This window comes from Kitasatospora sp. NPDC022785, assembly GCF_055561295.1.
In genome coordinates this window covers 57,332-82,273 of sequence record NZ_JBVHHB010000014.1, presented here as the reverse complement: position 1 = coordinate 82,273, position 24,942 = coordinate 57,332, and the positions used below count along the sequence as shown (strand labels likewise).

The window sequence follows — 24,942 nt, the reverse complement described above, 5'->3', positions numbered from 1 at the left end:
CATGCCGCACGCCATCTCGCAGATCGCCGAACTCTTCATCTGGCCGCACGCGGGCTGCAACCACCGCTGCATCTCCTGCGACATCTGGCAGGACAAGTCCCGCCGGGAGCTGTCCGCCGAGGACATCGAACGCTGGGCCGAGGACTGGGAGCGGCTCGGCGTCAAGGAGGTGATCCTGACCGGCGGTGAGCCGTTGATGCACCGCGACCTGTCGGCGGTCGCCAAGCCGCTGCGCGAGCGCGGCATCCCGCTGGTGCTGCTCTCCACCGGCCTGCTGCTCAAGAAGCATGCCAAGCAGGTCGTCGAGGACTACGAGGTGGTGCTGGTCAGCCTCGACGGTCCGCCCGAGGTGCACGACAGCGTCCGCCGGGTGCCTCGCGCCTTCGACCACCTGAAGGCCGGCCTGGACGCCCTGCGCGAGCTGCGGCCCGACATCCGCGTCGCCGCCCGCTGCACCGTGCACCGCCACAACTACCGGCACCTGGCCGAGACGGTCCGCGCCGCGCGGGAACTCGGCGTCAACCGGCTCAGCTTCATCCCCGCCGACGTCACCAGCGAGGCCTTCAACCGGGCCGGCGGCTGGGACGCCGACCGGCAGGGCGACCTGGTCGTCCCGGCTGACGAACTCTCGGAGCTCGAAGCCGAGTTGGAGCGGATGTTCACCGAGTGTGCCGACGAGTTCGACGGCGGGATCGTCAAGGAGACCCCGGACTACGTCCGCACCTACATCCTCCAGTACTACGAGGGCTTCCACCGCCGCGCCGAGTACCCGGCCGTCACCTGCAACCTGCCCTGGGCCTCCGCCGTCGTCGAGGTGGACGGCACCGTGCGGCCGTGCTTCTTCCAGGAGGCCTACGGCAACCTGCACGAGACCGGCAGCCTGGACGCGGTGATCAACTCCCCGCAGGCCGTGCGCTGGCGCTCCGAGCTGGACGTCGCCAACGACCCGACCTGCCGCCGCTGCGTCTGCTTCAACACCCTTGAGGTGCCGGAGGGGGTCGGCCCGCAGTGAGCATCGTCACCGACCGGCCCACCGCCACCGCCCGCACCACCGTGGACCTGCACCTGCACAGCACGGTCTCGGACGGCGACGACACCCCGGCCGCCCTCGCACGCGCCTGTGTCGCGGCCGGGCTGAAGGCGGTCGCGATCACCGACCACGACAGCATGGCCGGCTACCAGGAGTTCCGCGCCGTCGCGGAGCCCGCCGGGCTGACCGTCGTCCCGGGCGCCGAGATCACGGCCCACTGGGAAGGCCAGGAGATCCACTGCCTCGGCTACTTCGTCAAGCCGGCAGACCAGGCCTTCCAGGCCCGTCTCGCCGGGGTGCGCGGGGCCGAAGTCGCCTGGTGGCGCACCTGGTTCGAGCAGGCCGGCGCTCTCGGCGTGGACATCGACTGGTCGGTGGCGGCTGAGCGCTTCGGCGCGGACCGAGTCGCCTTCCTCGGCGACTACCTCGACCTCTTCCTCGCCGCGGCCGACCCCGACCCTCGCTTCGCGAGCTACGAACAGGGAGGCCACCACCGCGAGTTCATCACCGACTGGTGCAAGGCCGGGAAGCCGCTGCACGTCCCCGCGCCCCGGCGACCGCCACTGGCCGAGGTGGTCGGCTGGATCCGGGAGGCCGGCGGCGCCGCCGTGCTCGCCCACCCCGGACGGATCACCGACGACCCGCAGCAGGCGCTCGCCGAGCTGCCCGGACTCGGCGTGACTGGCCTGGAGGCCTGGACCACCTGGCACGACCCGGCGGACACCCGGCGCGTGGTGGCGGCCTGCGAGGCGCTGGGCCTGGTGCCCACCCAGGGCTCCGACTTCCACGGCGGCCGGCTCAAGCCCTGGTCGCCCGCGCCCGGACTCGTCCCGGAGGCCGCACCCGACCCGCTCGCCCTGCTGGACCGCCTCCGCCGGGCCAGCGCCTGAACCGGCCCGTCCCGCCCTATGGACGGCCCGGCCGCCCAGACACCGTGAACCACCCCAGGAACCAAGGGAGAAGCCCCAGATGAGCACACGGCCGCACCATGGCCGGCCCGCCGACGGTTGGCGGCTGCTGCCCGCGTTCGCGCTCCGCCAGTCCGGCTTCGGCTTCGAACTGCTGGAGCCGTACGCGGAGCCGGACGCCGTCGCCGAGGCCGGGCGGATGGCGGACACCCGCAGGGAGCTCGACCGGCTGATACCCGCACTCAAGGAGCTGATCCGCCAGGCCCGCCCGGCGGACAGCGGCGGCTGCTCCTCGGCCGTCGCCACCAAGCGCCCGCTCTCCGCCCAACGGCTCGCCCTGCTGGAGGAACTGCTCGCGCCGGAGGACCTGCGCACCCTGCACGCCTACCAGCGGGCCGCCACTGGGCTGGCCGACAGTTGGCTGAAGTGGGAGCAGGCCCACGAGGAGCGCCTGAAGGCCGCCAAGGCGACGCTTCGCGAGGCCTTCCGTACCGACCCGCTGCTGCGTGATGCGCTGCTGCTCTCCAACGAGGCCGGCTACCAGCTGTTCGCCGAGTGGCTGGACGGCCCCGAGGGAGTCGCCGGGCCGCGCGGCAGGAAGATGACGGACCTGCTGATCCGCTACCTCCAGCGGGTCACCACCAAGAACGAGACCGCCTCCCACTTCGGCCCGCTCAGCGTCGGCCGGTTCGACCGCGACCTGCACGGCGTCGACTGGGCGCAGGCGCCGCTGCGCCGGCGGGTCTTCCTGGCGGCCTGGGCGGCCGAGAAGCTGGCCGGCGCGCTGAGCCGCGACCCCGCCCTGGCCGGCCAGGTGCGCCCGCGCCGCCGCCCCTGGGCCTTCGAGCGCGAAGGCGCCGTCACCCTCTATGAGTTCACCACCGAGGACGGCTTCTCCGCGGACTGGCAGTTCCGCGACCGCCCGGCGGTGGCCCTCTCCGCCGAGGAACTCGCCGTCTTCCGGCGCTGCGACGGCAGCACCACTCTGGCCCGACTGCGCGAGGAGCTCGGCGCCGGAGTCGACGCCGCGCTCACCTCGCTGGTCGAACGGGAGCTCGTGGTCGCCCGCTTCGAGGTGCCGGTCGGCGTCACCGAGCCGTTGGAGGCGTTGCGCGAGCAGGTCGGCGAGGCCGCCGCCGTCGAACGGATGGCCGCCGACCTCGCCGCGATCCCCGTCGCCGAGCCGACCGACCGCCCCGCGGCGATCGAGCGGCTCAAGTCCACCTTCGTCGAGACCACCGGCAGCGCCGCCAACCGCGGCACCGGCCTGCACTACGCGGACCGCAGCGTCTTCTACGAGGAGTGCCACGGCCCGGTCGGGGACGTGAGGCTCGGCGCCGACCTCGCGGAGCTGATCGAGGACGAGCTCGCACCCGTCTACGCCCTGGCCCTGGCCGTGCCCCGGCTGCGGATCCTGCGCGAGGGCGAGGCGCTCAGCCGCTGGGCCGCGCAGCGCTTCGGCAGCGACACCGCCGTCCCGCTGGACCGGTTCTACGCCGCCTACTTCGAGGACCGCCCGGCCCTGCTCCGCGAGTGCGACCGGATCGACGCCGAACTAGACGGACTCGACGCCGAGTTGACTGATCTTCTGCTCGGCGACGCCGACCCGGCGATCGCCGAGATCGAGGTCGCCCCCGAGCGGCTGCGTGCCTTCCTGGCTCGCTGCCCCGACGGTCCGCCCGCCCTGCTCAACCCCGATGTGATGCTCGCCGCCGAGAACACCGAAGCGCTCGCCCGGGGCGAGTACCTCGCCATCGTGGGTGACTGCCACGGCACCCGGGAGCTGCTCAGCCACTCCTCCTTCGCGCCGCTGATGGCCGAGGAGTACGCCGGCTTCACCGAGGACGTCACCGCCGCCTACCGCGAACTGGTCGACGAGGACGAGGTGCTGTGCGACCTCGCCCGCGTCCACCCCGACAAGACGGCCTCCCGGGCGCCGCTCGACATGGTCGACGTCGAGGTGTTCGGCCGCTCCAGCCGCCTGCGCGAGCAGGTCGTCCAGCCCTCCGCGATGTACCTCAAGGTCAGTGGCGGACGGCTGGGCCTGTATGCGGAGGGCGTGACCGGCCGGCTGCGGCTGCTCGCCCCGCCGTCGGGCGGTCCCAGCATCAGGCTCGACCCGCTCGCCCCGTTCGCCTTCCCGCGGCGGCTCGGCGGTCTGCTGCTCCAGGCCGACCACCACGCCCACGTGCCGCGGATCCGCACCGGCCGGACCGTCCTCCAGCGCCGGCTGTGGCGGATCCCGGTCGCCGAGCTGGCCGGCCTCGGCGCCGACGGCTCCCGCCGCAAGGGCAACGCGGCCGAGTTCTTCGCCGCCTGCGAGCTGCGCGCCCGGCACGGGCTGCCGCGGCACGCGTTCGTCAAGTTCGACTCCGAACCCAAGCCGCTGTACGTGGACTTCGAGGCGCCGCTGCTCGTCCGGCAGATGTTCCGCCTCGCCCACGGCGACACCGGCCTGGCCACCTTCAGCGAGATGCTGCCCGGCCCGGACCAGCTGTGGCTGCGTCGCGACGGTCTGAGCTACACCAGCGAGCTGCGCTGCTCCGTCTTCACCACCGTTTCTGAGCCGACCGTTCCCGAGCCGACCGTTCCCGAGCCGATCAGGGAGAGCTGACATGACCTTCGACTACCGCGTCGCCAACCTCGGCCTGGCCGAGGAGGGCCGGATCGCCATCCGGCTCGCGGAGAACGAGATGCCCGGCCTGATGGCCGTCCGCCGGGAGTACGGCCCGAGCAAGCCGCTCGCGGGCGTCCGGATAGCCGGCTCGCTCGGCATGACCGTCGAGACCGCCGTCCTGATCGAGACCCTCATCGAGCTCGGCGCGGACGTCCGCTGGGCGACCTGCAACGTGCTGTCGACCATGGACCACGCGGCCGCCGCCATCGTGGCCGGCCCGGCGGGCAGCGCCGACGACCCGCAGGGCATCCCGGTCTTCGCCTGGATGGACATGACCCTCGACGAGTACTGGTGGGCCCACTCCCGGGCCCTCCAGTGGCCCGACGGCAGCGGCCCCGACCTCATCCAGGACGACGGCGGCGACGCCACCCGGCTGCTGCACGAGTCGGTGAAGCACGAGAAGAACGGAACCGCGCCCGACCCCGCCACCGCCCACGACGCCGAGCGCGCCGCGCTGCTGCGGTTCATCGCCGCCTCGATGGCCGAGGACGGCGGCCGCTGGACCGGCATCGCGGCGAGTGTGCGCGGCGTCGCCGAGGAGACCACCACCGGCGTGCGCGCGCTGCGGCGCCTCGCCGACTCCGGGGAGCTGATGTTCCCCGGCATCAACGTCAACGACGCGGTGACCAAGTCCAAGCTGGACAACATCTACGGCTGCCGGCACTCCCTGATCGACGGTCTGAACCGGGCCACCGACCGGCTGATCAGCGGCCGGGTCGGCGTCGTCGTCGGCTACGGCGACGTCGGCAAGGGCTGCGCCTCGGCGCTGTCCGGGATCGGCGCCCGGGTGATCGTGGTGGAGGTCGACCCGATCTGTGCACTACAGGCCGCCCTCGACGGCTACCAGGTGACCACCCTGGAGGAGGCCGCGCCGATCGGCGACGTCTTCATCACGGCCGCCGCCAACCGCGAGGTGATCCGCCCCGAGCACATGGCCCGGATGAAGCACCTCGCCATCCTCGGCAACATGGGCCACAGCGACGTCGAGGTCGACGTGGCCGGGCTGGCCCAGGTCCCCGGCGTGCGCAAGCGGGAGCTGAAGGCCCAGGTCGACGAGTGGATCTGGCCCGACGGCCGTTCCCTGCTCGTCCTCTCCGACGGCCGCGACCTCAACTTCGGCAACGCCACCGGCCATCCGGCCTTCGTCATGTCGGCCTCGTTCACCAACCAGGCGCTCGCCCTGCTGGAACTCGCCGGGAACCGCGGCGAGTACCCGATCGGTGTGCACCTGTTGCCCCGGGCCGTGGACGAGCAGGTGGCCCGGCTTCACCTCGACGCGCTGGGCGTCAAGCTCGCCGTCCTGACGCCACGTCAGGCCGAGTACGCGGGCGTGCCGGTGGAGGGCCCGTACAAGCGCGACGACTACCGGTACTGAACCCGGGCCGGGCCACCGAATCCTACGGACCGTCAGGACACAACCTTGCACATTCAACTCCTCGATCACCACGGCGACGGGGCGGTGTCCCGGGTGGCAGCCGCGCTCGCCGCGGCCGGGCACGGCGCGGGGGCCGCCTCGGGGCCGGACCTCGTGGTCCTGCTCACCGGCGAGCCCGCCCCGACCGAGGGCATGGCCCGCGCGGCGGCCGCCGCGCGGGTGGCGCACCCGGGGGTGCCGCTGCTCGTGGCCGGACCGGCCGCCGGCCTCGACCCGCAGGCGGTCCGGCAGGCGGTGGGCGCCGACGGCGCTCTTCCCGGCAACCCGGTGGCGTCGATCCCCTGGCTGGCCGACGCGTACGCGGCCGACCCCGAGGTGCTGGCGGCGGACGAACTCGGCCGGATCCGGCCGCTGTTCGGCCGCTGGGACGCCACCGCGCAGCGCGACGCGGAGCGCGAGCACGCGGCAGTCGAGGAGATCGCCGCCGAGGCGGCGCACCGGCTCGGGCTCTCTGGACCCCAACCTGTGGGCGAGGGTCTGGAGTTCGTCGTCTTCCGGGCGCAGAGCAGAGAGGCGGGCGAGGTCGCCCTGCGGGTGCCACGCCTGCCGGTGAGCCACTACACCGGCCGGCCGCCCTACACCACCCGGCAGGCGCTGGAGCAGGAGCGGATCATCGCGGCCCACCTGCACGCCCGGGGGCTGCCGGTGGCCGAGCCGCTGGCCGTCGTGCCGACCGCGACGGCCCCCGTGCTGGCCTCCCGCTTCCTGCCCGGAGCGGGCACGGTGCCGGCCTCTGACCGGATCGGTGCACTGCTGGCCCGGCTGCACCAGGAGACCCCGCCGCCCGGCATCCGGCCGCTCGACCACGACGGCTGGCCGATCGACGTGAACATCGCCCGCCGGGTCACCGCCCGCTGGGCCTGGCTGGCCGAGCGCGTCGCCGACCTGCCCGAACTTCCACCCCTGGAACGGATGCTGGAGCTGCTGGAGCCGATCGCAGAGCAGCCCCGGCTGCTCCACCTCGATGTCCGCGGCAGCAACATGGCGGCCGCGGGCGACGAGGTCGGCGGACTCTTCGACTGGGGCTGCGCGATGATCGGCCACCCGGCCCTGGAGCTCGCCCGGGTGGCCGAGAACGCCGAACTGCCCGAGAACGGGCTGGACATTGAGGCTCTGCTGGCCGGCTACCGCAAGGTCGCCCCGCTCCCCGAGGTGGACAGTGCGGTGGAGGCCGTGCTCCGGCTGGACGGCGTGACGATGCTCTGCGTCGTCTTCGGCACCGGCGATGTCGACCATGAACGCCTGGCGATGCTCGTGGAGCGGGCCAGGACTCTCGCAAAGGACGTGAAGTGAGCCAGGATGCCCCCGCGCCGCTCAGCGGCCGCGTCAACGCCGGACCCAGTGCGATGTGGCACGAGGAGGTGCTCGGCCCGCACTTCCAGTACGAGTTGGCCAACCTGCTGCCCTGGTACCGGGCGATCGAGAAGGTGCTGGCCGTCGAGTACCAGCGGCTCGGCGTGCTCACCGCGGCCGAGTCCAGCCGGCTGGGCCGGGCCCTGGAGACCGTCACCGCCGACCGGCTGGTGGCGGACCCGGCGGCCAACATGTCGGACATCAGCTTCGCGCTGGAGCGGCACGTCGAGCAGGAGCTGGCCGAGTCCGTCCCGGCCTGGCACGTCGACCGCAGCCGCAACGACCTCCAGGCCTGCGCCCAACTGATGTTCGGGCGGCAGGAACTGGCCGTCACCGCCGACCGGCTGCTGGCCTTCGGCCGGGCCGTCCACCGGCTGGCCGAGTCCACCCGCGAGCTGCCGATGCCCGGCTACACGCACTTCCAGGCCGCGCAGATCATCACCCCCGGCTACTACCTCGCCGCCGTCTCGGAGCAGGTGCTGCACACCCTGCGGCGGCTGCTCGCGACCTACGACGGCCTCGACGCCTGCCCGCTCGGGGCGGGGGCGATGGCCGGCCAGGAACTGGCCTGGGACCGCGACCGGATGGCCCGGCTGCTGGGCTTCCGCCAGGCCCAGCCCGTCGCACTCACCGCCGTCGCCTCGCGCGGCTGGGTCGCCGAGGTGACGGCCGAGCTCGGGCTGCTGGGCGTCGCGCTCAGCCGCTTCACCACCGACCTGCTCACCTGGGGCAGCAGCGACCTCGGCTTCATCGATCTGCCCGACGAGCTCTGCGGCATCTCCTCCGCGATGCCGCAGAAGAAGAACTTCCCGGTGCTGGAGCGGATCCGGGGCCGCACGGCGCACCTGACCAGCTACCACCTCGACGCGGTGCTCGGCCAGCGCAACACCCCGTACACCAACCTGGTCGAGGTCGGCAAGGAGGCCGGAGCCAACCTGGCCACCGCCTTCGGGACGCTGCGCAGCGTGCTGCGGCTGTTCACCGAGGTCGTCGAGCGGCTGGGCTTCCGGGCCGACCGGATGCGGGCCGCCTGCGAGCGCGAGTACCTGGGCGGCTTCAGCCTCGCCAACGCGCTGACCGTCGACGAGAGCGTGCCCTGGCGCCGGGCGCAGGTGGTGGCCGGGGCGTACATCGTCGCCGCGATGGCGGCGGGCCTGCCCCCGGCCCGGCCCGACGCGGATCTGCTGCGGAAGGTCGCGGCCGAGCACGGCTTCACCCTCGCCGATCCGGCCAAGGTGCTCACAGCGATCCAGGACGTCGACGCGGGGCTGCGCCGCCTGGCGTCCAGCGGCTCCGCGCACCCGGACGCGACGCTGGCCGTGCTCGACGCCCAGCGGGGCGAGTACCGGCGTCTGGAGGAGGAGTTGGCGAGCAGGGCGAACCGAGTGACGGCCGGTCTGCGGGAGACGGACGGCCTGCTGGGGATCGGCCGATGAGCCGGGTGCTGCCGGGCGACTCCCTTCTCCACCCGGCCCGCCCGGCCGGGCCCGTGGGGACGGGCGCGGCCTTCGGCACCTTCGGCGAACTGCTGCAGGGCGTGCTGCCGGACGGCAGCGCCTTCCTGGTCACCCTGCCCATCGACGGCTGGAGCCGGGCAAGATTCGAGCTCCGCGAGGACCTCGTCGAGATCCTGGTCCGGCCCGACAACAAGGACAAGGCCCGGGCGGTGGCCCGCCTGGTGCTCGACGCCGTCGGCCACCGCGGCGGCGGGGTCCTGGAGTTGGCGAGCGAGCTGGCCGAGGGCAAGGGCCTGGCCAGCTCCTCCGCCGACCTGGTGGCCACCGTCCGGGCGGTGGCCGAGGCGGCCGGCGTCGGCTTCGGCCCCGCCGAGATCGAGGAGTTTCTGCGCGGGATAGAGCCCTCCGACGGGGTGATGTACGACGAGGTCGTGGCCTTCCACCACCGGGAGGTGCGGCTGCGCCAACGCCTCGGCCGGCTACCCGCGTTGGCGATCGTGGCGCACGACGAGGGCGGCCAGGTGGACACGGTGAGCCACAATCGGATCCCGCTCCGGCACGGCCCGGCCGAACGGGCCGAGTACGCCAGGCTGCTGGAGCAACTGGGGGAGGCCGTCGCGGTCGGTGACCTGGCGACCGTCGGGCGGGTCTCCACCCGCAGCGCGGAGCTGAACTCCGCGGTGCGGGCCCGGCAGGACCTCGCCCCGATGCGCCTCGCCTGCCAGGAGACCGACGGAGTCGGCCTGGTACTCGCACACAGCGGCACCATGCTCGGCGTCGCCTTCGACGCCGACGACCCCGAACTGGCCCGGAAGACCGAGTACATACGCGCGGTGTGCGTACCACTGCCCGGCACGACGGCGGTCTTCCGCTCGCTCGGCCGCGGCGGCGTGTGGCCCACCGGCACCGATGGGAGGGAAGAGCCGTGATCTACGACAGCATGCACGAGGTGATCGGGCGCACTCCGCTCGTCCGCCTGCGGATGGACGCTCCGCCCGGCGTCGAGGTGTTCGCCAAGCTGGAGTTGGCCAATCCGTTCGCGATGAAGGACCGGGTGGCACGCCACATCATCCTGAGCGCCCGCCGCCGCGGCGTGCTCCGCCCAGGCGCGCCGATCGTGGAGAGCTCCTCCGGCACGATGGCCCTCGGGGTCGCCCTGGTCGGCCGCTCTCTGGACCACGAGGTGCACATCGTCACCGATCCGAGGATCGACTCGGTGACCCTCGCCAAACTGCGCGCGCTGGGCTGCTCCCTGCACATCGTCACCGAGATGTCCGAGCAGGGCTGGCAGGGTGCCCGGCTGGAGCGGCTGGACCAGCTGATGCGCGAACTCCCCGGCGCCTTCTGGCCGCAGCAGTACAGCAACCCCGACAACCCGGGCGCCTACCGGCAATTGGCCGAGGAACTCCGCGAGGACCTGGGCCGGGTCGACGTGCTGGTCGGCGCCGTCGGCTCCGGCGGCTCGCTGTGCGGCTCGGCCCGCGCCCTGCGGCGCGGCCAGCCGGACCTGTGGGTGGTGGGTGTGGACTGCGTGGGCAGTGTGTTGTTCGACCAGCCGGACGAGCCGAGGCGGCTGCAGAGCGGGCTTGGCAACAGCCTGCACCCCAAGAACCTCGACCGGCGGGTGGTCGACGAGGTGCACTGGCTGAACGACCGCGAGGCCTTCGAGGCGGCCGCCGCACTCGCCGTGGAGCAGCAGATCTTCGCCGGCAACACGGCCGGATCGGTGTACCGGGTGCTCGGTGACGTGGCCGCCCGGGCGCAGCCGGGAGCCCGGATCGTCGGGATCTTCCCCGACCGCGGCGACCGCTACGCCGAGACGGTGCACAGCCCGGAGTACTGGGCCGAGAAGGGGCTGGGCGAGCTGGAGGCGGCGGCCGCGCCGACTGCGGTGGACTACGGGACCCCGGTGCGGTCGTGGTCCCGGGCGATGGCCAAGAGCGCCGTCGACGGCGACCGCTACCTGCTGTTCGTCGAGTCCAACACCACCGGCACCGGGATGATGGCGCTGCGCTCCGCCGCCGAGCTCGACCTGCGTCCGGTGCTGCTGACCGGCGCTCCCGAGCGCTACGCGGGCTTGGAGGAGACCGGCTGCGAGATCCTGCGCTGCGACACCAACGTGCTCCATGCGCTGCAGGACGCGATCCAGGGGCGGTTCGCCCGCGAGGAGATCGCCGGTGTCACCACGACCAGCGACTTCTACGTCCCGGCCGTCGCGGAGATCGCCGACTGGCTCGGGTTGCCCGGCAACCCGGCACAGGCGGTCACGGCCTGCCGCAACAAGGCGCTGCTGCGCGAGGCGCTGGACCGGGCGGGTGTGCGCCAGCCCCGGTACGCGATCGTCCGGGACGCGGCCGAGGCGGACGATGCCGTGGCGGCCGTGGGGCTGCCCTGCGTGGTGAAGCCGGCCGACGACTCGGCCTCCAACAACGTACTGCTGTGCACCTCGGCGGAGCAGGTGCGGGCGCACGCGGAGCTGATCCTGGCGATCCACACCAACGTCCGCGGGATGCCGACGGCCCGGACGGTGCTGGTCGAGGAGTTCGTGGACGCCCCCGAGTTCAGCGTGGAGATGTTCAGCAGCGGTGGACGGGCCTCGTGCGTGGGCATCACCGCCAAGCAGGTCGGCGGCTCGCCGTACTTCGTGGAGCACCGCCACCTCTTCCCCGCCGCGCTGCCCGAGGCCTCGGCCGGGGCGCTCACGGCGGCCGTGGCCGCCGCGCTGGCCGCCTGCGGCATCGAGGAGGGCCCGACCCACACCGAGGTGCGGCTGACGGCCGAGGGGCCGGCGATCATCGAGATCAACCCGCGGCTGGCCGGCGGCATGATCCCCGAGCTGGTCCGGCTGGCCACCGGCGTCGACCTGCTGGAGCAGCAGCTGCGGGCCGCGGTCGGCCTGCGGCCGCAGCTTGAGCCGAGCCGGGAGGGGCATGCGGGGATCCAGTTCCTGCTGGCCGGCCGGGAGGGTGTGCTGACGGCCGTGCAGGGTGAGGCGGAGGCGGCGCTCGTCCCCGGGGTGACGCAGGTGCGGGTGACCGCACGGGTGGGCGACACCGTCCGTCCGGCGCGCAGCGCCTACGACCGCCTCGGGCATGTGATCGTGCGCGCCGACGAGTCCGCGGCCGTGACTCCCGTGCTGGACGCCGCCACGGCGGCGGTGCGGCTGGTGGTCTGACCGCCGCAAAGCGGCGCCGACCCCTGGCGGGACGAGACAACTTTGGTGGAGATCGTCCGGGCCTGGGATGTGCCCCTGTCCGCAGACTTGCTGGAGGAGTTGGAGCTCTGTGCGAGCGAGGTGCGCCGGGTGAGCGAGCGGCTGCGGGTCGAGGTGGCGGATCCCGGTCCGGCTCTCGAACGGAGTACGGCGGACCCGGACGCGACCAGCGGACGTGGGCTGATCCTGGTCGAGGCACTGGCCGACGCCTGGGGCTGGCACCCGGCGCAGTCAGGCAGGGTCGTGTGGTTCGAATTCCTGGAATCCTGCGAGGCGCCGTGCCCCACGCATGAGTGGGGCACGGCGCAGGACCTCCGCTCCCTACGGTCGGTGGCGTGACGAGCCCGGGACCGCCCGGTTCACGCCGTCCGTCACCGATGGGGCACGGGGAAGCCGGCGGAGCGGAGTTTGGCCTCGGTGAGGGCGGTCAGGCGGGCCGAGACCGGCGCCTGGTCCTCGCGGTGGTTGTTGATCAGCTTGTACTGAGCGGAGGCCCTGCTCCAGGCCCGCAGGCTGGTGGGATCGCCCAGCAGTGCGGGGTTGGCGAGGTAGTGGTCGGCCATGGCGGTCGCGAGTTCCTCGATCCTCGGGTCGTCCGGTTCCCAGGTCTCGGCCTCCCAGCCCCGCTTGGTCAGCTCGATCGACTCGGGGTCGTCGAGCCGGTGTTCGAGTTGGGTGAGGAAGCCGTCGAAGCCCTCCGGCACCAGTGCCCGGGCGAGCACCAGGGCCTCGCGTTGCGCGGCCACGTAGTCGGGGCCGAAGCCGAGGCCGGGCATCCGGTCCAGGATCGCGCAGGCGCGGTCGGGCAGCAGGGCCCGGTCGCCCTCGGCGAGGCGGTGCAGCATGTCGCGGCGCGCGATCAGTTCTGCGATCCGCTCGGTCAGCCGCCGTTCGACGTCGGCGAGGGTGGCGGTGAACTGCTCGGCTTCGGCGTCGAGGAGGGGCCCGATCTCGGCCAGCGGCACGCCGGCGGCGGCCATCGTCCGGACCTGCACCAGCCGTAGCAGCTCGTCCGATCCGTAGCGCCGGTAGCCGGAGCTGTCGCGGTCCGGCTCCTTGACCAGGCCGAGCCGATGGTAGTGCCGCACCGTCTTCACCGTGACGCCGGTGAACGCCGCCGCCTGCCCGATCGTGACTCCGTTCATCATCTGCTCAGCTTGCCTTGTGTTCGGGGCCGGTGTGGCCCCGGGGCCCTTCCTGTCCGGTGTATGACGGGTGTTCAGTCCACCGGCCAGGTCTTGTCCGGTCGATCACGTGCGGAGCCAGATGGCCAGCGCCGCTGCCATCCGGCTCCGCACCGAGGAGGCCGGGGACGCGCTTGCCGTTCGTTGCCTCCAGTGCAGTGAGGTTCTTCAGTTGTTGTCCACCCGCTCCGGCGGCGGAACAAGTCTCATCCCACGAATGCATCGACCTGGTCCACGAGTGGCTGGAGCCAGTCGCGGAGTCGCGGAGCGGGCCACTCGGCTGCCTGCGGGGCCTCCGGTCTCAGCCCTGGTCTGCGGTTGTAGGCCGTTGGTCGACGGCGTAGGTCGTCTGCACGAAGCCGGCGCCGAGCGCGCGGGTCTCGCGGTGGGTGAGGTCGATGTCGTGGTCCAGGTGGCCGAACAGGGGAATGCCCGCGCCCAGAAGGACCGGGGCGGTGGTGATGATGAGTTCGTCGAGGATGCCCTCACGCAGGAACGTCTGGACCATCTGTCCGCCGTCCACGTACACGTTCTTCGCGCCCTCGGTGGTCAGGCTTTCCAGGAGTGCGGCCAGGCTGCGGTGGACGGTGACGTTCGCGTCCTGCGTTGTCAGCCGGGTGCTCAGGACGGCCACGCGCTTGCCTTCGTAGGGCCAGAAACCGAAGGTGAGGATCTTCTCGTAGGTGTTGCGGCCCATCACCAGTGTGTCGATGCCGGCCATGAACGCGTCGTACCCCATGTCACCGGCGTGCGCGCCACGCTCGTTGAGCCAGTCGATATCGCCATCCGGGCGGGCGATGAACCCGTCCAGGCTTGTGCCGATGTAGACCAGGGTACGGAAGGCGCGCCCAGGGGCTTCGGGGGTGGTGGCGGCAGTCATGAGGGTCTGGCTCCTTGCCGAGTAGGAGAAAACGGAGGTCATGGGGTGAGGCGGTGGGGGGAGAGAACGGCGTCCAGGGCGGCACGCTGCCGTTCGGCGAGGGTGCCTTGCCGGTCGACCGCCCAGAGCACGGCGGCGCCCGTCGTCGTGGCGTGCACCGTTGCGGCCAGGGTGGTGGTGTCCGTGTCCGGCCGCAGTTCGCGCGCGTCCTTGGCGTGATCCAGCAGCTCGCCGATCCAGTGGGACTGCGCCCGCTGGGACGCGAGGGCGCAGTCACGGAACTGCGGGTCATCCAGATCCGCGCACAGGAAGGCGAGATGGTTGGCGAACGCCTCGGGGCTGGTGGCCGCCGCCCAGGTTTCGATGACCAGTGCCGCGAGCGCCGCCAGCGGGGAGTCGTGTTCGGCGCGAACACCCTCGTACAGCGCGTTGGCATCGTTCGCCGTGTGCTCGGCCAGCGCCAGCAGCAGACCACGCTTGGACCCGAACCGCTGCACCAACGTGCCGGGCACCAATCCGACCTCCCGTGCCAGCAGGGCCAGTGTCAGCTTTGCCGGGCCCGTGCGGCCCATCACGTCCACCGCCGCCCGCAAGATCGCCGCGTCATCGATACCTCTTGGGCGCCCTGCCACCGTCCACGCCTCCGATTAATAAATGCCTGTTCGTTTATTAAAGCGGGGAGGGGCACGCAGGGCAACCCGTCAGGCAGTGGTGATCTGTCGGGTCGGGGCTGAGGAGGCGCTACCGGCCCGTCCCGGCCTGCCCGCCGCAGAACACCTCGGTGACGAGCCGCCGTTGGGCGTTCTGGAACGCTGCCGCTATGGACACGTCGGCGTCGTCCACGTAGTTCAGCCCGGCCGTGAGGGTCGTGCTGCCGTCGGGTGTGCCGTACATCAGCGATGCCGAGCCGATGGTGGCACCGTTATGGTGGAAGACGGTGCCGCCGGGGCCCGTGTCCTGCGCGAACACGCCCAGGCCGTAGCCGATCGTCGCCTCCGGCGTGCGCATCTCGGCCAGCAGCTCGGCCGGCAGGAGCCTGCCGCCCATCAGCGCGGAGAAGTACGTGTGCAGGTCCTTGGTGGTGGAGATCATGTCACCACCGCCCCCGACCCAGGAGGGGTTGTGGCGGGTGACGTCGATCGTCCTCTCCTGCCCGGCGTCCTCGTAGAGGTAGTAGCTGCGGTGGTGCGGCTCGGGGACCTCCGGCGAGGTGCCCGGTGCCACGGTGCCGGTCATCCCCAGCGGTCCGAGGACCAGCCGCTGCAGCTCCTCGGCGAACGAGCGGCCGGTGACCTTCTCGATCACCAGTCGGGCCAGCACGTAGTTGGTGTTGGCGTAGCTCCAGCCCGCCCCCGGCGCGAACCGCGCCGGCTTGGACAGCGACAGCCGTACCAGCTCCTCGGGCAGGTAGGTCTTGAACCTGTTGCCCACCCACTCCTCGCCCCGCCAGGGAACCCCCGGCGCGAACGTCCCGTCCTCGTGGAGCTCGCCGGTGTGGTTGAAGATCCCGCTGGTGTGCTGCAGCAGCATCCGCACGGTGATCCGACGGTCGAGCCCGAACCCGGGCAGGTAGTCGTCGGCCGGGGTGTCCAGGCCGATCCTGCCCTCGGCCACCAGCATGAGCACCGAGGTCGCGATGAAGTTCTTGGTGGTGCTGCCGGTGCGGAAGTGACCGTCGGTCAGCGGCTCGGCGCTCCCGCCCAGCTCGCGCGCCCCGGCGCTGCCGACCCACTCGCCCCGCTCGTCGTTCACCCGCAGCTGTACCCCGACGAAGCCGGACGCGACGATCTCCTCGATCGCCTGCCGCAGCTCCGGACGATCCTGGCCGTGGCCGGAAGAGGTGATGGACATGGTGCTCCTTCGCATCTGTGGTGCCCGACTCGGCGTCGGGCGTTGCGACGAGCTTTCACCCTGACCCAGGGTCAACCTCAACCGTGCTCCGGATCACAGCTTTTGGGAGGGGTCTTCGGCGTGAGCGGTGGGAGGTGCCGTGACCGCCGCCGGCCGGCGACAGACGTGGCCGGCCGGCCCGCCGAGCAGGTTGCTCGGCGGGCCGGCGGGGTTCGCGGTGTGCGTCACGCCCAGGGGTCGGTGAACGACCGGCCGGGGACCGGCTTGGCGATGAGGGCGATGGCGGTGAAGAAGTTGACCTGGCCGATGGCGACGGTCAGGGTGGTCAGCGCCGTCGGGTCGTAGTGCTCGGCGACCTGCGCATACAGCTCGTCGGACACCCGCTCACCGTGTGCCGACGGCTGGAGGACGGCCTCCACCAGGGCCAGGGCTGCGCGCTCGGGGCCGGTGAAGTACGGCGATTCCTGCCAGGACGACACCGAGGTGATCCGCTCCTCCGTCTCCCCGGCCTTGCGGAGGAAACCGGTGTGCAGGACGGTCAGGTAGGTGTTGCCGGCGATCTGGCCGGCCCGCAGCTGGACCAGGCTGATCGTGGTGCGCGGCACCGAGCCGTTGCCGGTGGCCTTGAACAGGGCCGCCGAGACCTCGGCCAGCTCGGGCACGAGCTGGACGGGGTCCTGCTCCTGCCGCGGGCGCATCGGGATCTCGGTGGTGATCGAACGGGTTTCCATCGCCGTGTTCCTCTCGGGTTTCACGTTGCTGTCACCGGTCCGACGGATCGCGGCGATGGATTGTGACGGCGGCGGTCACGGAATGTGCGACACCTGGTAGTGGGCGATGGACCAGCCGTCGATGGAGCGGCGTAGCAGGGTGCTGAGATGGACGGTGAGAGTGGGGCGGTCGGTGAAGGCGAAGTCGACGCTCAGGTACCCGAGGAGGAGGTCGGGGGCTAGCCGGCGGGTTTCCAGGATGCGGTAGGCGGCCGTCATCCCGAGGGGCTGGGAGTCGTAGTACTCGGCGATGCCCGGCCGTCCGACGCTGTACGGGTGCAGGCCCTGGAAGATCGCGTCCTCGCTGAAACAGGCCGCGACCTGCTCGGGCTCGTGCGCGTCGACGGCGGCTTTCCAGGCGTCCAGTACCTCGCGCAGGACGGCTTCGTCGCTCATCGGGTCCATCTCGCGCCGGGGGTCGCTCGGGTGCGGCGCCAACGGGGTGACGGTGTCGTGCCGCCACACCCGCAGCGGCATCGACGCGAGTACCTGCTCCAGCCGCTCCGCGTCGGGTGCGCTGAACAGCCCCCACGAGCGCCACTCGCCGGGTGCCAGGGGAGGCCGCCAGAGCCGCAACAGACTGCCCTGGTCGGCCAGTTCGCCTGCCCTGGCGGCCTCCCGGGCCCGGATGTCCGTCACCGCCTCCTCCGATGTGCCGTCGGGGACGGTGGTCACCATGTCGACCAGGAACTCCATGGGGATCCTTTCGTTCGTGTGACTCGGAGTATCGGCGGCCCCGGCGACCGGATCCGGAACGGCGCGCCGCGTACTGCGGGGCGGCGTGGGGCGGGCTCGCCAACCGGGCCCGCGCAGCCGGCAGCCGGTCCGGTGGACGGCCGCGATCGGCTCCGGGGCCGCCGAACCGTCGGCGTGGGGCGGCCGCAGGCCGTCACCGTCCGGGGCCGGGCGGTGCGACTACGGGTTGCCGCGCCGGCTCGCGCAGTGTGCTGGGCGAGCCCGTGGGCGTCGCCGGCAGTATCGTCGGTTGCATCGGGAATCGTCTCGGCCCCATGACTGCATCCGGCTCCCCGGGTTGCGTCAGGGGGAGGAGGTGGGATCGGTGGCGCACTCCTCCAACAGCCCGGCCCCGCCGGTCGCGCCTGGTGCGACCGGCTCGGGCGCGGGCGAGAAGGGGCTCAAGACCGGTGCGCTCGGTCTCGTCTCCTCGGTGGCCATCGGCCTGGCCTCGACAGCCCCCGCCTACAGCCTTGCCGCGACGCTCGGCATCATCGTGGTCGGCGTGGGGCTCCAGGCCCCGATCATCACCATCCTGGCGTTCGTCCCGATGCTGCTGATCGCCTACGCCTACAAGGAGCTCAACGCCTCCGACCCGGACTGCGGCACCACCTTCACCTGGGCCGCCCGGGCCTTCGGGCCGCGGACCGGGTGGATGGGCGGCTGGGGCATCGTCATCGCCGACATCATCGTCATGGCCAACCTGGCCCAGATCGCCGGCGTCTACGGGTTCCGGTTGGTCGGCCTCGACTCGCTGGCCGACAGCACCCTGTGGACCTCGATCGCGGGCGTCGTCTGGATCATCGTGATGACGGCGATCTGCTACGTGGGCATCGAGCTCTCCGCGGCCCTGCAGCGCTGGCTGCTCTCCGTGGAGGTGGTGATGCTGGTCGTGCTGTCGATCACCGCCCTGGTCAAGTCCTACGGCAGTAGTGCGCCCGCCACGGCGACCCATGTCAGCGCCTCCTGGTTCAACCCGTTCAACGTGGCCTCGACCGGTGCCTTCACCGCCGGCATGCTCGCCGCGGTGTTCATCTACTGGGGCTGGGACACGGCCGTCTCGGTGAACGAGGAGACCGCCGACGCGAAGCGCACGCCCGGGCGTGCGGCGGTCATCTCCACGGTGTTGCTCCTGCTCATCTACACCCTGGTGTCCACCTCGGCGCTGGCGTTCGCCGGCGTCGGCACGGAGGGCATCGGGCTGGGCAACGAGGAAAACTCCGGCGACGTGCTGTCCGGCCTCGGTGATGCGGTCTTCGGGACGGCGGGGTTCGGCGGGTTCCTCAGCAAGCTGCTGATCTTCATGGTGCTGACCTCCGCCGCCGCCTCAACCCAGACCACCATCCTGCCCACGGCCCGCACCACGTTCTCGATGGCCACGCACAAGGCCATCCCGGAGCAGTTCGGCCGCGTGCACCCCCGCCACCTCACCCCGACCTGGTCGACCGTGGGCATGGGCCTGGCGTCGATCGCCTTCTACGTCCTGCTGACCGCGATCAGCGGCAACGTGCTGGCCGACTCCATCGCCTCGGTGGGGCTCGGCATCGCCTTCTACTACGGCCTGACCGGGTTCGCCTGCGTCTGGTACTACCGGCGGGTCCTGACCAGGAGCGTCAAGGACTTCGTCCTCAAGGGGATCTTCCCGTTCCTCGGCGGCGTGATGCTGCTCTACTTCTTCTGCTACGGGGCCTTCGACGTCTACGCGGACCCTGACTACGGCGCGACCTCGATCGATCTGCCGCTGATCGGGAACACCGGCGGCGTGACCGTGATCGGCATCGGTGCCCTGGTGCTGGGCGCCGTCCTGATGCTCGTCCAGTGGGCAGTCCAGGGCTCCTGGTTCCGCCACCCCGACGTCCCGGTGAGCGCCGCCGACCCGGCGGACGCACCGTAGGGCCACAGCGCCGTACCGAAGCCGCAGCGTCGTACAGCGCCGCACAACCGCGCAGCGCCGACGCACCCCGCTGCGCCGGCCTGCCGCAGGCAGCGCCGGCCGCCTACCGCTGCGCCCCGGCCTCCAGGTTGTGGGTCATCCGCTCCAGGACGGTGACGGCGGTGCGGTACTCCTCCGGGGAGATGCCGGCCGTCGAGCGGGTGCGGAAGGCGTCGACGCGTGCGGCGACCTCGGTGAGGCGGGCGCGGCCGTCGGCGGTCAGGGCGAGCCGGGCCGGTTCCGGGCGGGCCGCCCAGCCGTCGGCGAGGACCTGCTCGACGGCGGCGGTCAGGGCGTCGGCGCCGGCGTTGGCGGCGAGCACGGTGAGGACGTCGGCGTCGGTGGCCTGCGGGTCGTCCTCGACGACGTTGAGGACCTGCCAGGCGAGCCGGGTGAGGCCGAACTCGGCCAGCATGGCGTTCATGTGGCCGGTGAGGGCCTGGTCGGTGCGGTTGAGCCAGTAGCCGATGGGCTTCATGTGCTTGCTCCTGACGGGGCCGGGGCGGGTCGGTTCAGTGCGCGGCGGTGAAGGCCGCGGCGTTCTCGCGCGCCCACTGGCGGTAGGTGCGGGCGGGGCGGCCGAGGAGGGTCTCGGTGGTGTCGGCGATGGCGGCGGGCCCGTGGTCGGCGGCCTGCCAGAGGTCGAGCAGCGAGGAGACCATCGGCGCGGGCATGTGGCGGCCCATCTGCTGCTCCGCCTCGGCGCGGGTGATCCGCTCGACCGGGATCTCGCGGCCGAGGGTGTCGGCGAGGACGGCGAGCTGCTCACGGAAGGTGAGTGACTCGGCGCCGGTGAGGGTGACGGCGCGGCCGGTGAGGGGGTCGCCGGCCAGGGAGCCGCCGGTGGGGGCGGCGCCGGTCAGGGCGGCGACGGCGATGTCGGCGATGTCCTCGGGGTGGATGGGTGCGATGTGCGCGTCGGGGTAGGCGAGCTGGACGGGCATCGCGTTGCCGATGAACCAGGCCCAGCCGAGGGAGTTGCTGGCGAAGGCGTCCGGGCGCAGGAAGGTGCAGGTGAGGCCGGAGCCGGCGAGGGCGCGCTCGACTTCGAGGCTGTGGCTCGCCAGCGGGTCGTTCTCGGCGTCGGGGCCGAGGACGGAGGACGAGGAGAGCAACACGACGTGCTCGACGCCGGCGGCCTCGGCGGCCTCGATCAGCTCATGGATGCCGGCGGGCTGCGGATAGAGGAAGACCCGGCGGACGCCGCGCAGGGCGGAGGCGAAGGTGTCGGGCCGGTCGAGGGCGAGTTCGGCGACCTCGACGCCGGCCGGGACGGTCAGGTCGGCGGGGTTGGCGCTGGCGGCGCGGACGGTGTGGCCGGCGGCGTGCAGGCGGTCGAGGACGGCCCGGCCGACCTTGCCGCGGGCGCCGGTGATGAGGACGGTCATGGGGGCTCCACTCGGTTCGTTCAGTGCTGTAGACATATGCATGCTGCCATGCATGCAATTTCACGTCAACACATGTCTTCGACGGGTCATCCATCCGGATACGATGGCGGGCATGACGAAGCACGAACCGAAGACGGCCGACGAACTGCTCGACGCCGTCGGCCCCGCGTTCGGGAAGCTGCGGCGCTCCTCCCTCCTGGAGGTCGAGAACCCGATCTCCCAGAAGGACCTCAGCCGCACCCTGGTGCTGAACATCGTCCTGGAGGCCGAGCAGAACGAGGCTCGTGAGGTCACCGTCGGCGGGGTGGCCGAGCACCTCGGCGTCGACCCGTCGGTGGCCAGCCGCATGGTGACCGACTCCATCACCGCCGGCTACCTGATCCGCGCCGCCTCCCAACAGGACGGCCGCCGCACCGTCCTCCACCTCAGCCCCGCCGGCCGGGAGCTGATGGCGCGCTTCCGCCGGCACCAGCGCGCCGCCTTCGAGCAGGTCACCGACGGGTGGACCGAGCAGGAGCGCCTGGAGTTCGCCCGGCTCATGCTCAAGTACGTCGCCGCCCAGGAGGGCCTGCGCCACCGGGCCCCGGGCGGCCGGGACGCCGGTCGCTGAGCCGCCCGGGACCCGGCGGGACAGGGCCGGCACCGACCGTTGGGCCGTCGCCCAGGCCGCGCCGCTGCGCACCGGCGCCGCGACGTCGGGCACCTCCACCACCCCGTCCACCGTGGTCGCCTTCCCCTGACCCCGGTCCGTGACGCCGCCCCGGCCGATGCCCACCCGGGCACGGCCGGGGCTCTGCTCAGGTCAGCACCGCAGGGGTCGGCCCGTCCGGGCGGACGGTGATGCTGTAGGCGGCGCCGGCGGGGACGCTCAGGAGGCGCGGTGTGTACGCCGGCAGGAGGAGTTCCAGCACGGCCGTGGTCTCGCGCACGGCGAACTGGGTGCCCAGGCAGGCGCGGGCGCCGAGGCCGAAGGGGTAGTAGGCGCCGAGGTGCGCCGGGCGGGCGCCGGGGGTGGTGAAGCGGGCGGGGTCGAAGCGCTCGGGGTCGGGCCAGAGCGTCGGGTCACGGTGGGTGAGGTAGGGGGAGACCAGCAGGTCGGTGCCGGCCTCGATGCGGTGGCCGGCCAGGGTGTCGGCCTCGGTGGCGTGCCGGGGGAGGATCCAGGCGGACGGGTAGAGCCGGAGCGTCTCGCTGACCAGCGCCTGGATCGCCTCCCGCCGCTCGGGCGAGCCCTCGGGGCCGGCCGCCAGCGCCCGGGTGCGGGCCTCGGGGTGGCGGTCGAGGAGGAGGAAGAGCCAGGTCAGCGTGGTGGCGGTGGTCTCGTGGCCGGCCACCAGCAGGGTGACCAGCTCGTCCCGGATCAGTGTGTCGGTGTACTCGGGGCGCTCCTCGCCGGCGTCCAGCAGCACGCGCAGCAGGCCGTCGCCGTCCGGGTCGCGGCGGGCGGCGTCGATCGCGGCGTGCGCGACGGCGTCGATCCGGGCCAGGTCCTCGGCGACCGCGTCCCGGGCGTCGCCGCCGTCCGCGGGCAGCGTCGGCAGTGCGGCCACCACCCGGGCCACGGCGGCGAGTTCGCGGTCGGTCCGGTCGTCCAGCGGGCGGCCGGTGAGGGCGCGCCAGATGGTGTCCAGCGCGAAGTGCCGCATCTCCTCGCCCACGTCGAACTGCTCCCCGGTACGGGCGTACCCGGCCCAGCGGTCGGCGGCGTGGCGGGCGGCCTCGGCGATCCGCTGCTCGTAGCGGCGCATCCCCGTGCCGGTGAACTGCGACTGCAGCATGCGCCGTTGGCGCCTCCAGGCGTCGCCGGTCGCGGAGAGGACGCCCTCGCCGGCCAGCATCCGCGCCCGGTGCGAGCGCTTCACGTAGCGCTCGGGGTGGCGGCCGAGCACGTGCTGGACGGCCTCCGGGTCGGTGACCACGACGGTCGGCTCCGGTCTGAGCCGGAACGCGGCGACACCGCCCAGCTGCCGGTGCGCCCGAGCCAGCAGCTCGACCAGGTCGGCCTGCTCGTCCCGCCACTGCGCGACGGCCTCGGGTGCCAACTCGGGCACCGGGTGCGGGGCCGGGCTCGGGACGGGGACGGGGACGGGGACGGGGTGGGCTTCGGTGGCCACGGGGGGTCTCCTCTGGCGAATGGACCGACCACTCGGACGGGTGCTGCGAGCATCTGACTGTACGTCAACGCATGGTCACCGGTCAGGCCGTGCCCCGAGGCCGGCCCACTACTCCGGGCGGGGGACCAGACAGGGGCGGGGCGGGGCAATGCCACCCGGGCGGCGGACAGCCACGACGTGTGCGAACGGGTACCGTTCGGCGAGGCCGCCCCGGCCCCTCACCGATGCTCGCCCACCGACGGGAGAAACGCATGCCCGGGACTCAGCCCAACACGCCCCGTCCTCGCCTCGGCAGACCGGCCCGGTGGCTGGCGGCCGCTCTGCTGCTGCCGGCACTGGCCGCCTGCGGCGGAGGCGGTGGCTCCGGGTCCGGGACGGCGAGCTCGGCGGCCGGCGCCGCCGAGCCGGCGGACACGCCCCCGGCGGAGGGCTCGGGTCAGCAGCCCCAGGACAAGCGGACGCAGGCGGGCGGCAACCAGGGCGGATTCAGCGGAGCGGGCAACGTGTCGGCGAGCGCCACGGGAATCTGGCCGACGGCCAATCTGACGCTCACGAGTTCGGTGACGAGCACCTTCACCGCCGAGGTGACCCAGGTGAACAACTGTGCCGGCGGCGCGAAGTCCTCGGGATCGACGAGCGTGGAGTTCACAGGAGGCACGGCAAGCGCCACGGTCAACCTTCCCGGCCCGAAGCCCACCTCCGCGGGGTCCAAGGTCTGCTTCACCCTGACCGCGGGCGGAAAGAGCCAGTCGGTTCAAGCCTCGGGCGGGCTGGCAGTGCAGCACGATACCGAGAACGGGGGTGGCCAGAACGGCGGAGGCAATGAGAACGGGGGCCAGAACGGCGGGGGCGGTGAGAACGGCGGCAACGAGAACGGGGGCAGCTCGGCGGGCACCAGTGCCGGCAACGCGTCGGCGGGCAGCGGGAGCACGCCCTGAGCCCTGCGGAGGAGGAGCCGCCCGCCGCCGGGCCCGCCGCCGACCCCACCGCCGGGCCCGCCGCAACGGCCGAGCAGTCCGGGCCGCCTGAGCAGCCCGAGCCGCCTGCCCCCGAGCCGCCTGAGCAGCCCGCCGGTCGCTCGTGGAGCGGCTGGCTCGGCCTGATCGCGTCCTGGGTCGGGCCGACCACCCTCATCACCGCGCTGCTGTTCTTCTTCGGCTTCGCCTACACCGACTCGCTCTACCACTACTTCGGCCTGGACGCCGCGACGATCGGCTTCGGCACCCAGGACCTCCTGCTCCGCAGCTCGCCCGCGCTGTACCTCCCGGCCGGGGCGCTGCTCTGCGGCGCCCTGCTGGCCGCGCTCGCGTACCACCTGGCGACCCGCGCCGTCCGGACCGGCACGGACGGCCGGCGCGCCGTCCGCCGGGCCTGCGGGGCCGTCGCGGTGCTGGTCGTCCCGCTGGTGGTGCTCGGCTTCCTGGCCGGGTTCGAGATGATCGACGCGGGACCGATGGGCACCCCGCTGCTGCTCGGCGGCGCGCTCCTGCTGGTCGTGCTGGCCCGGCTGCTCGCCGTCCGCACCACCGGCGCCCCCTACCCGCTCACCGGCGAGCGGGCGGCGCTCGGCATCAGCACGGCGCTCATCGTGCTCTGTTCGTTCTGGGCCGCCGGCGGCTTCGCCCACCAGAAGGGGGAGGGGGACGCAGAGCGGCTGGCCGGCAACCTGGCGCTGCGCCCGGCCGTCGTCCTCGACACCACCGAGCGGCTCTACCTCCAGTGGCCCGGGGTGGACGAGCGGGCGCTGCCGGACGCCGGCGCGGGGCAGCGGTTCCGCTACCGCTACCGGGGGCTGCGGCTGCTGGCGCAGGCGAACAACCGGATGTTCCTGATCCCACGCGACTGGACGTGGGATCAGGGCAATGTGCTGATCCTCCCGGTGGACGCCAACGTCCGGATCGTCTTCCACCCGGGCTGACGCGCGGTCACCCGTGCCGTCCCGTCCGCGGGCGGCCGGTGCCCGCGCGCGGACGCGGCTGCGCCGCGGCTCGTCCCCCTCGACGAACCGCGGCC

General features: G+C 72.7%; 22 protein-coding genes and 1 pseudogene. 12 read left to right on the top strand and 11 right to left on the bottom strand.

What is annotated here, in order from left to right:
- Position 1: 1 nt before the first annotated feature.
- The 9 genes from ACZ3YO_RS22365 (at position 2) to ACZ3YO_RS22325 (ending at position 12,413) form a co-directional block, all read left to right on the top strand.
- Positions 2-1,012, top strand: a complete 1,011-nt coding sequence (locus tag ACZ3YO_RS22365) for a radical SAM protein (RefSeq protein ID WP_465571934.1) — start codon at positions 2-4, stop codon at positions 1,010-1,012.
- On the top strand, positions 1,009-1,920 hold the full coding sequence (locus ACZ3YO_RS22360; protein WP_465571931.1) for a PHP domain-containing protein: 912 nt from the start codon (positions 1,009-1,011) through the stop codon (positions 1,918-1,920). Before ACZ3YO_RS22365 ends, ACZ3YO_RS22360 begins: the two co-directional genes overlap by 4 nt.
- 79 nt (positions 1,921-1,999) lie before the next feature.
- Positions 2,000-4,552, top strand: a complete 2,553-nt coding sequence (locus ACZ3YO_RS22355; RefSeq protein ID WP_465571929.1) for a lantibiotic dehydratase — start codon at positions 2,000-2,002, stop codon at positions 4,550-4,552.
- A 1-nt stretch (position 4,553) separates the two neighbouring features.
- Entirely contained in the window at positions 4,554-5,990 is a 1,437-nt protein-coding gene (gene ahcY / locus ACZ3YO_RS22350; RefSeq protein ID WP_465571926.1) for an adenosylhomocysteinase, read from the top strand.
- A 45-nt stretch (positions 5,991-6,035) separates the two neighbouring features.
- Positions 6,036-7,343: a phosphotransferase enzyme family protein gene (locus ACZ3YO_RS22345; RefSeq protein ID WP_465571923.1), complete on the top strand. Its 1,308-nt coding sequence runs from the start codon at positions 6,036-6,038 to the stop codon at positions 7,341-7,343.
- The gene (locus tag ACZ3YO_RS22340; RefSeq protein WP_465571920.1) at positions 7,340-8,839 is read left to right on the top strand and encodes a lyase family protein; all 1,500 of its coding nucleotides are present in this window, start codon (positions 7,340-7,342) and stop codon (positions 8,837-8,839) included. The genes ACZ3YO_RS22345 and ACZ3YO_RS22340 overlap by 4 nt, the downstream gene beginning before the upstream one ends.
- Positions 8,836-9,789, top strand: a complete 954-nt coding sequence (locus tag ACZ3YO_RS22335; protein ID WP_465571917.1) for a GHMP family kinase ATP-binding protein — start codon at positions 8,836-8,838, stop codon at positions 9,787-9,789. Before ACZ3YO_RS22340 ends, ACZ3YO_RS22335 begins: the two co-directional genes overlap by 4 nt.
- On the top strand, positions 9,786-12,035 hold the full coding sequence (locus ACZ3YO_RS22330; RefSeq protein WP_465571914.1) for a pyridoxal-phosphate dependent enzyme: 2,250 nt from the start codon (positions 9,786-9,788) through the stop codon (positions 12,033-12,035). The genes ACZ3YO_RS22335 and ACZ3YO_RS22330 overlap by 4 nt, the downstream gene beginning before the upstream one ends.
- 45 nt (positions 12,036-12,080) lie before the next feature.
- The gene (locus ACZ3YO_RS22325) at positions 12,081-12,413 is read left to right on the top strand and encodes an ATP-binding protein (protein WP_465571911.1); all 333 of its coding nucleotides are present in this window, start codon (positions 12,081-12,083) and stop codon (positions 12,411-12,413) included.
- Positions 12,414-12,445: 32 nt separating this feature from the next.
- Here ACZ3YO_RS22325 and ACZ3YO_RS22320 read toward each other — a convergent pair whose 3' ends face one another.
- From ACZ3YO_RS22320 to ACZ3YO_RS22290, 7 genes and pseudogenes are all read right to left on the bottom strand, one after another.
- The gene (locus ACZ3YO_RS22320) at positions 12,446-13,222 is read right to left on the bottom strand and encodes a MerR family transcriptional regulator (RefSeq protein ID WP_465571908.1); all 777 of its coding nucleotides are present in this window, start codon (positions 13,220-13,222) and stop codon (positions 12,446-12,448) included.
- Between the two features lie 337 nt (positions 13,223-13,559).
- Positions 13,560-14,138 carry a dihydrofolate reductase family protein gene (locus tag ACZ3YO_RS22315; protein ID WP_465571905.1) on the bottom strand — a complete coding sequence of 193 codons (579 nt, stop codon included), beginning with the start codon at positions 14,136-14,138 and terminating at the stop codon, positions 13,560-13,562.
- Between the two features lie 38 nt (positions 14,139-14,176).
- Positions 14,177-14,770 carry a TetR/AcrR family transcriptional regulator gene (locus tag ACZ3YO_RS22310; protein WP_465571903.1) on the bottom strand — a complete coding sequence of 198 codons (594 nt, stop codon included), beginning with the start codon at positions 14,768-14,770 and terminating at the stop codon, positions 14,177-14,179.
- Between the two features lie 109 nt (positions 14,771-14,879).
- Positions 14,880-15,989, bottom strand: a complete 1,110-nt coding sequence (locus ACZ3YO_RS22305; protein ID WP_465571901.1) for a serine hydrolase domain-containing protein — start codon at positions 15,987-15,989, stop codon at positions 14,880-14,882.
- Between the two features lie 224 nt (positions 15,990-16,213).
- Positions 16,214-16,720 (bottom strand): carboxymuconolactone decarboxylase family protein, encoded by a 507-nt coding sequence (locus ACZ3YO_RS22300; RefSeq protein WP_465571898.1) that lies wholly within the window; start codon positions 16,718-16,720, stop codon positions 16,214-16,216.
- Between the two features lie 75 nt (positions 16,721-16,795).
- Positions 16,796-17,164, bottom strand: a complete 369-nt coding sequence (locus tag ACZ3YO_RS22295; RefSeq protein WP_465572185.1) for an SgcJ/EcaC family oxidoreductase — start codon at positions 17,162-17,164, stop codon at positions 16,796-16,798.
- A gap of 24 nt (positions 17,165-17,188) precedes the next feature.
- Positions 17,189-17,455: pseudogene (locus tag ACZ3YO_RS22290) on the bottom strand (muconolactone Delta-isomerase family protein); the annotation flags it as partial.
- Between the two features lie 364 nt (positions 17,456-17,819).
- Between ACZ3YO_RS22290 and ACZ3YO_RS22285 the strand changes: the two are divergent.
- Entirely contained in the window at positions 17,820-19,388 is a 1,569-nt protein-coding gene (locus ACZ3YO_RS22285) for an APC family permease (RefSeq protein WP_396321059.1), read from the top strand.
- A 103-nt stretch (positions 19,389-19,491) separates the two neighbouring features.
- Here the strand turns inward: ACZ3YO_RS22285 and ACZ3YO_RS22280 are convergent, their stop codons facing one another.
- Positions 19,492-19,905, bottom strand: coding sequence for a MarR family winged helix-turn-helix transcriptional regulator (locus tag ACZ3YO_RS22280; protein ID WP_465571894.1), 414 nt, complete (start codon positions 19,903-19,905; stop codon positions 19,492-19,494).
- Positions 19,906-19,939: 34 nt separating this feature from the next.
- Positions 19,940-20,815: an NAD(P)H-binding protein gene (locus tag ACZ3YO_RS22275; RefSeq protein WP_465571891.1), complete on the bottom strand. Its 876-nt coding sequence runs from the start codon at positions 20,813-20,815 to the stop codon at positions 19,940-19,942.
- 112 nt (positions 20,816-20,927) lie between these two features.
- Here ACZ3YO_RS22275 and ACZ3YO_RS22270 point away from each other — a divergent pair, with 112 nt between their 5' ends.
- Positions 20,928-21,425, top strand: a complete 498-nt coding sequence (locus ACZ3YO_RS22270) for a MarR family winged helix-turn-helix transcriptional regulator (protein WP_465571888.1) — start codon at positions 20,928-20,930, stop codon at positions 21,423-21,425.
- A 187-nt stretch (positions 21,426-21,612) separates the two neighbouring features.
- Here the strand turns inward: ACZ3YO_RS22270 and ACZ3YO_RS22265 are convergent, their stop codons facing one another.
- Together ACZ3YO_RS22265 and ACZ3YO_RS22260 are read right to left on the bottom strand one after the other, a co-directional pair.
- Complete coding sequence (locus ACZ3YO_RS22265) at positions 21,613-22,929, bottom strand: cytochrome P450 (protein ID WP_465571886.1); 1,317 nt, start codon at positions 22,927-22,929, stop codon at positions 21,613-21,615.
- Positions 22,930-23,365: 436 nt separating this feature from the next.
- Entirely contained in the window at positions 23,366-23,578 is a 213-nt protein-coding gene (locus tag ACZ3YO_RS22260) for a hypothetical protein (RefSeq protein WP_465571883.1), read from the bottom strand.
- Positions 23,579-24,316: 738 nt separating this feature from the next.
- On the opposite strand from ACZ3YO_RS22260, the gene ACZ3YO_RS22255 reads away from it, so the two are divergent.
- Positions 24,317-24,847, top strand: coding sequence for a hypothetical protein (locus ACZ3YO_RS22255; protein ID WP_465571880.1), 531 nt, complete (start codon positions 24,317-24,319; stop codon positions 24,845-24,847).
- The last annotated feature ends 95 nt before the right edge of the window (positions 24,848-24,942 follow it).

Excerpts from the sequence above, each read along its gene's own strand:
- ACZ3YO_RS22275 (WP_465571891.1), bottom strand. The coding sequence starts at position 20,815 with ATGACCGTCCTCATCACCGGCGCCCGCGGCAAGGTCGGCCGGGCCGTC.
- ACZ3YO_RS22270 (WP_465571888.1), top strand. The coding sequence starts at position 20,928 with ATGACGAAGCACGAACCGAAGACGGCCGACGAACTGCTCGACGCCGTC.
- ACZ3YO_RS22355 (WP_465571929.1), top strand. The coding sequence starts at position 2,000 with ATGAGCACACGGCCGCACCATGGCCGGCCCGCCGACGGTTGGCGGCTG.
- ACZ3YO_RS22280 (WP_465571894.1), bottom strand. The coding sequence starts at position 19,905 with ATGAAGCCCATCGGCTACTGGCTCAACCGCACCGACCAGGCCCTCACC.
- ACZ3YO_RS22365 (WP_465571934.1), top strand. The coding sequence starts at position 2 with ATGCCGCACGCCATCTCGCAGATCGCCGAACTCTTCATCTGGCCGCAC.
- ahcY (WP_465571926.1), top strand. The coding sequence starts at position 4,554 with ATGACCTTCGACTACCGCGTCGCCAACCTCGGCCTGGCCGAGGAGGGC.
- ACZ3YO_RS22315 (WP_465571905.1), bottom strand. The coding sequence starts at position 14,138 with ATGACTGCCGCCACCACCCCCGAAGCCCCTGGGCGCGCCTTCCGTACC.
- ACZ3YO_RS22295 (WP_465572185.1), bottom strand. The coding sequence starts at position 17,164 with ATGGACCCGATGAGCGACGAAGCCGTCCTGCGCGAGGTACTGGACGCC.
- ACZ3YO_RS22300 (WP_465571898.1), bottom strand. The coding sequence starts at position 16,720 with ATGGAAACCCGTTCGATCACCACCGAGATCCCGATGCGCCCGCGGCAG.
- ACZ3YO_RS22320 (WP_465571908.1), bottom strand. The coding sequence starts at position 13,222 with ATGATGAACGGAGTCACGATCGGGCAGGCGGCGGCGTTCACCGGCGTC.
- ACZ3YO_RS22305 (WP_465571901.1), bottom strand. The coding sequence starts at position 15,989 with ATGTCCATCACCTCTTCCGGCCACGGCCAGGATCGTCCGGAGCTGCGG.
- ACZ3YO_RS22335 (WP_465571917.1), top strand. The coding sequence starts at position 8,836 with ATGAGCCGGGTGCTGCCGGGCGACTCCCTTCTCCACCCGGCCCGCCCG.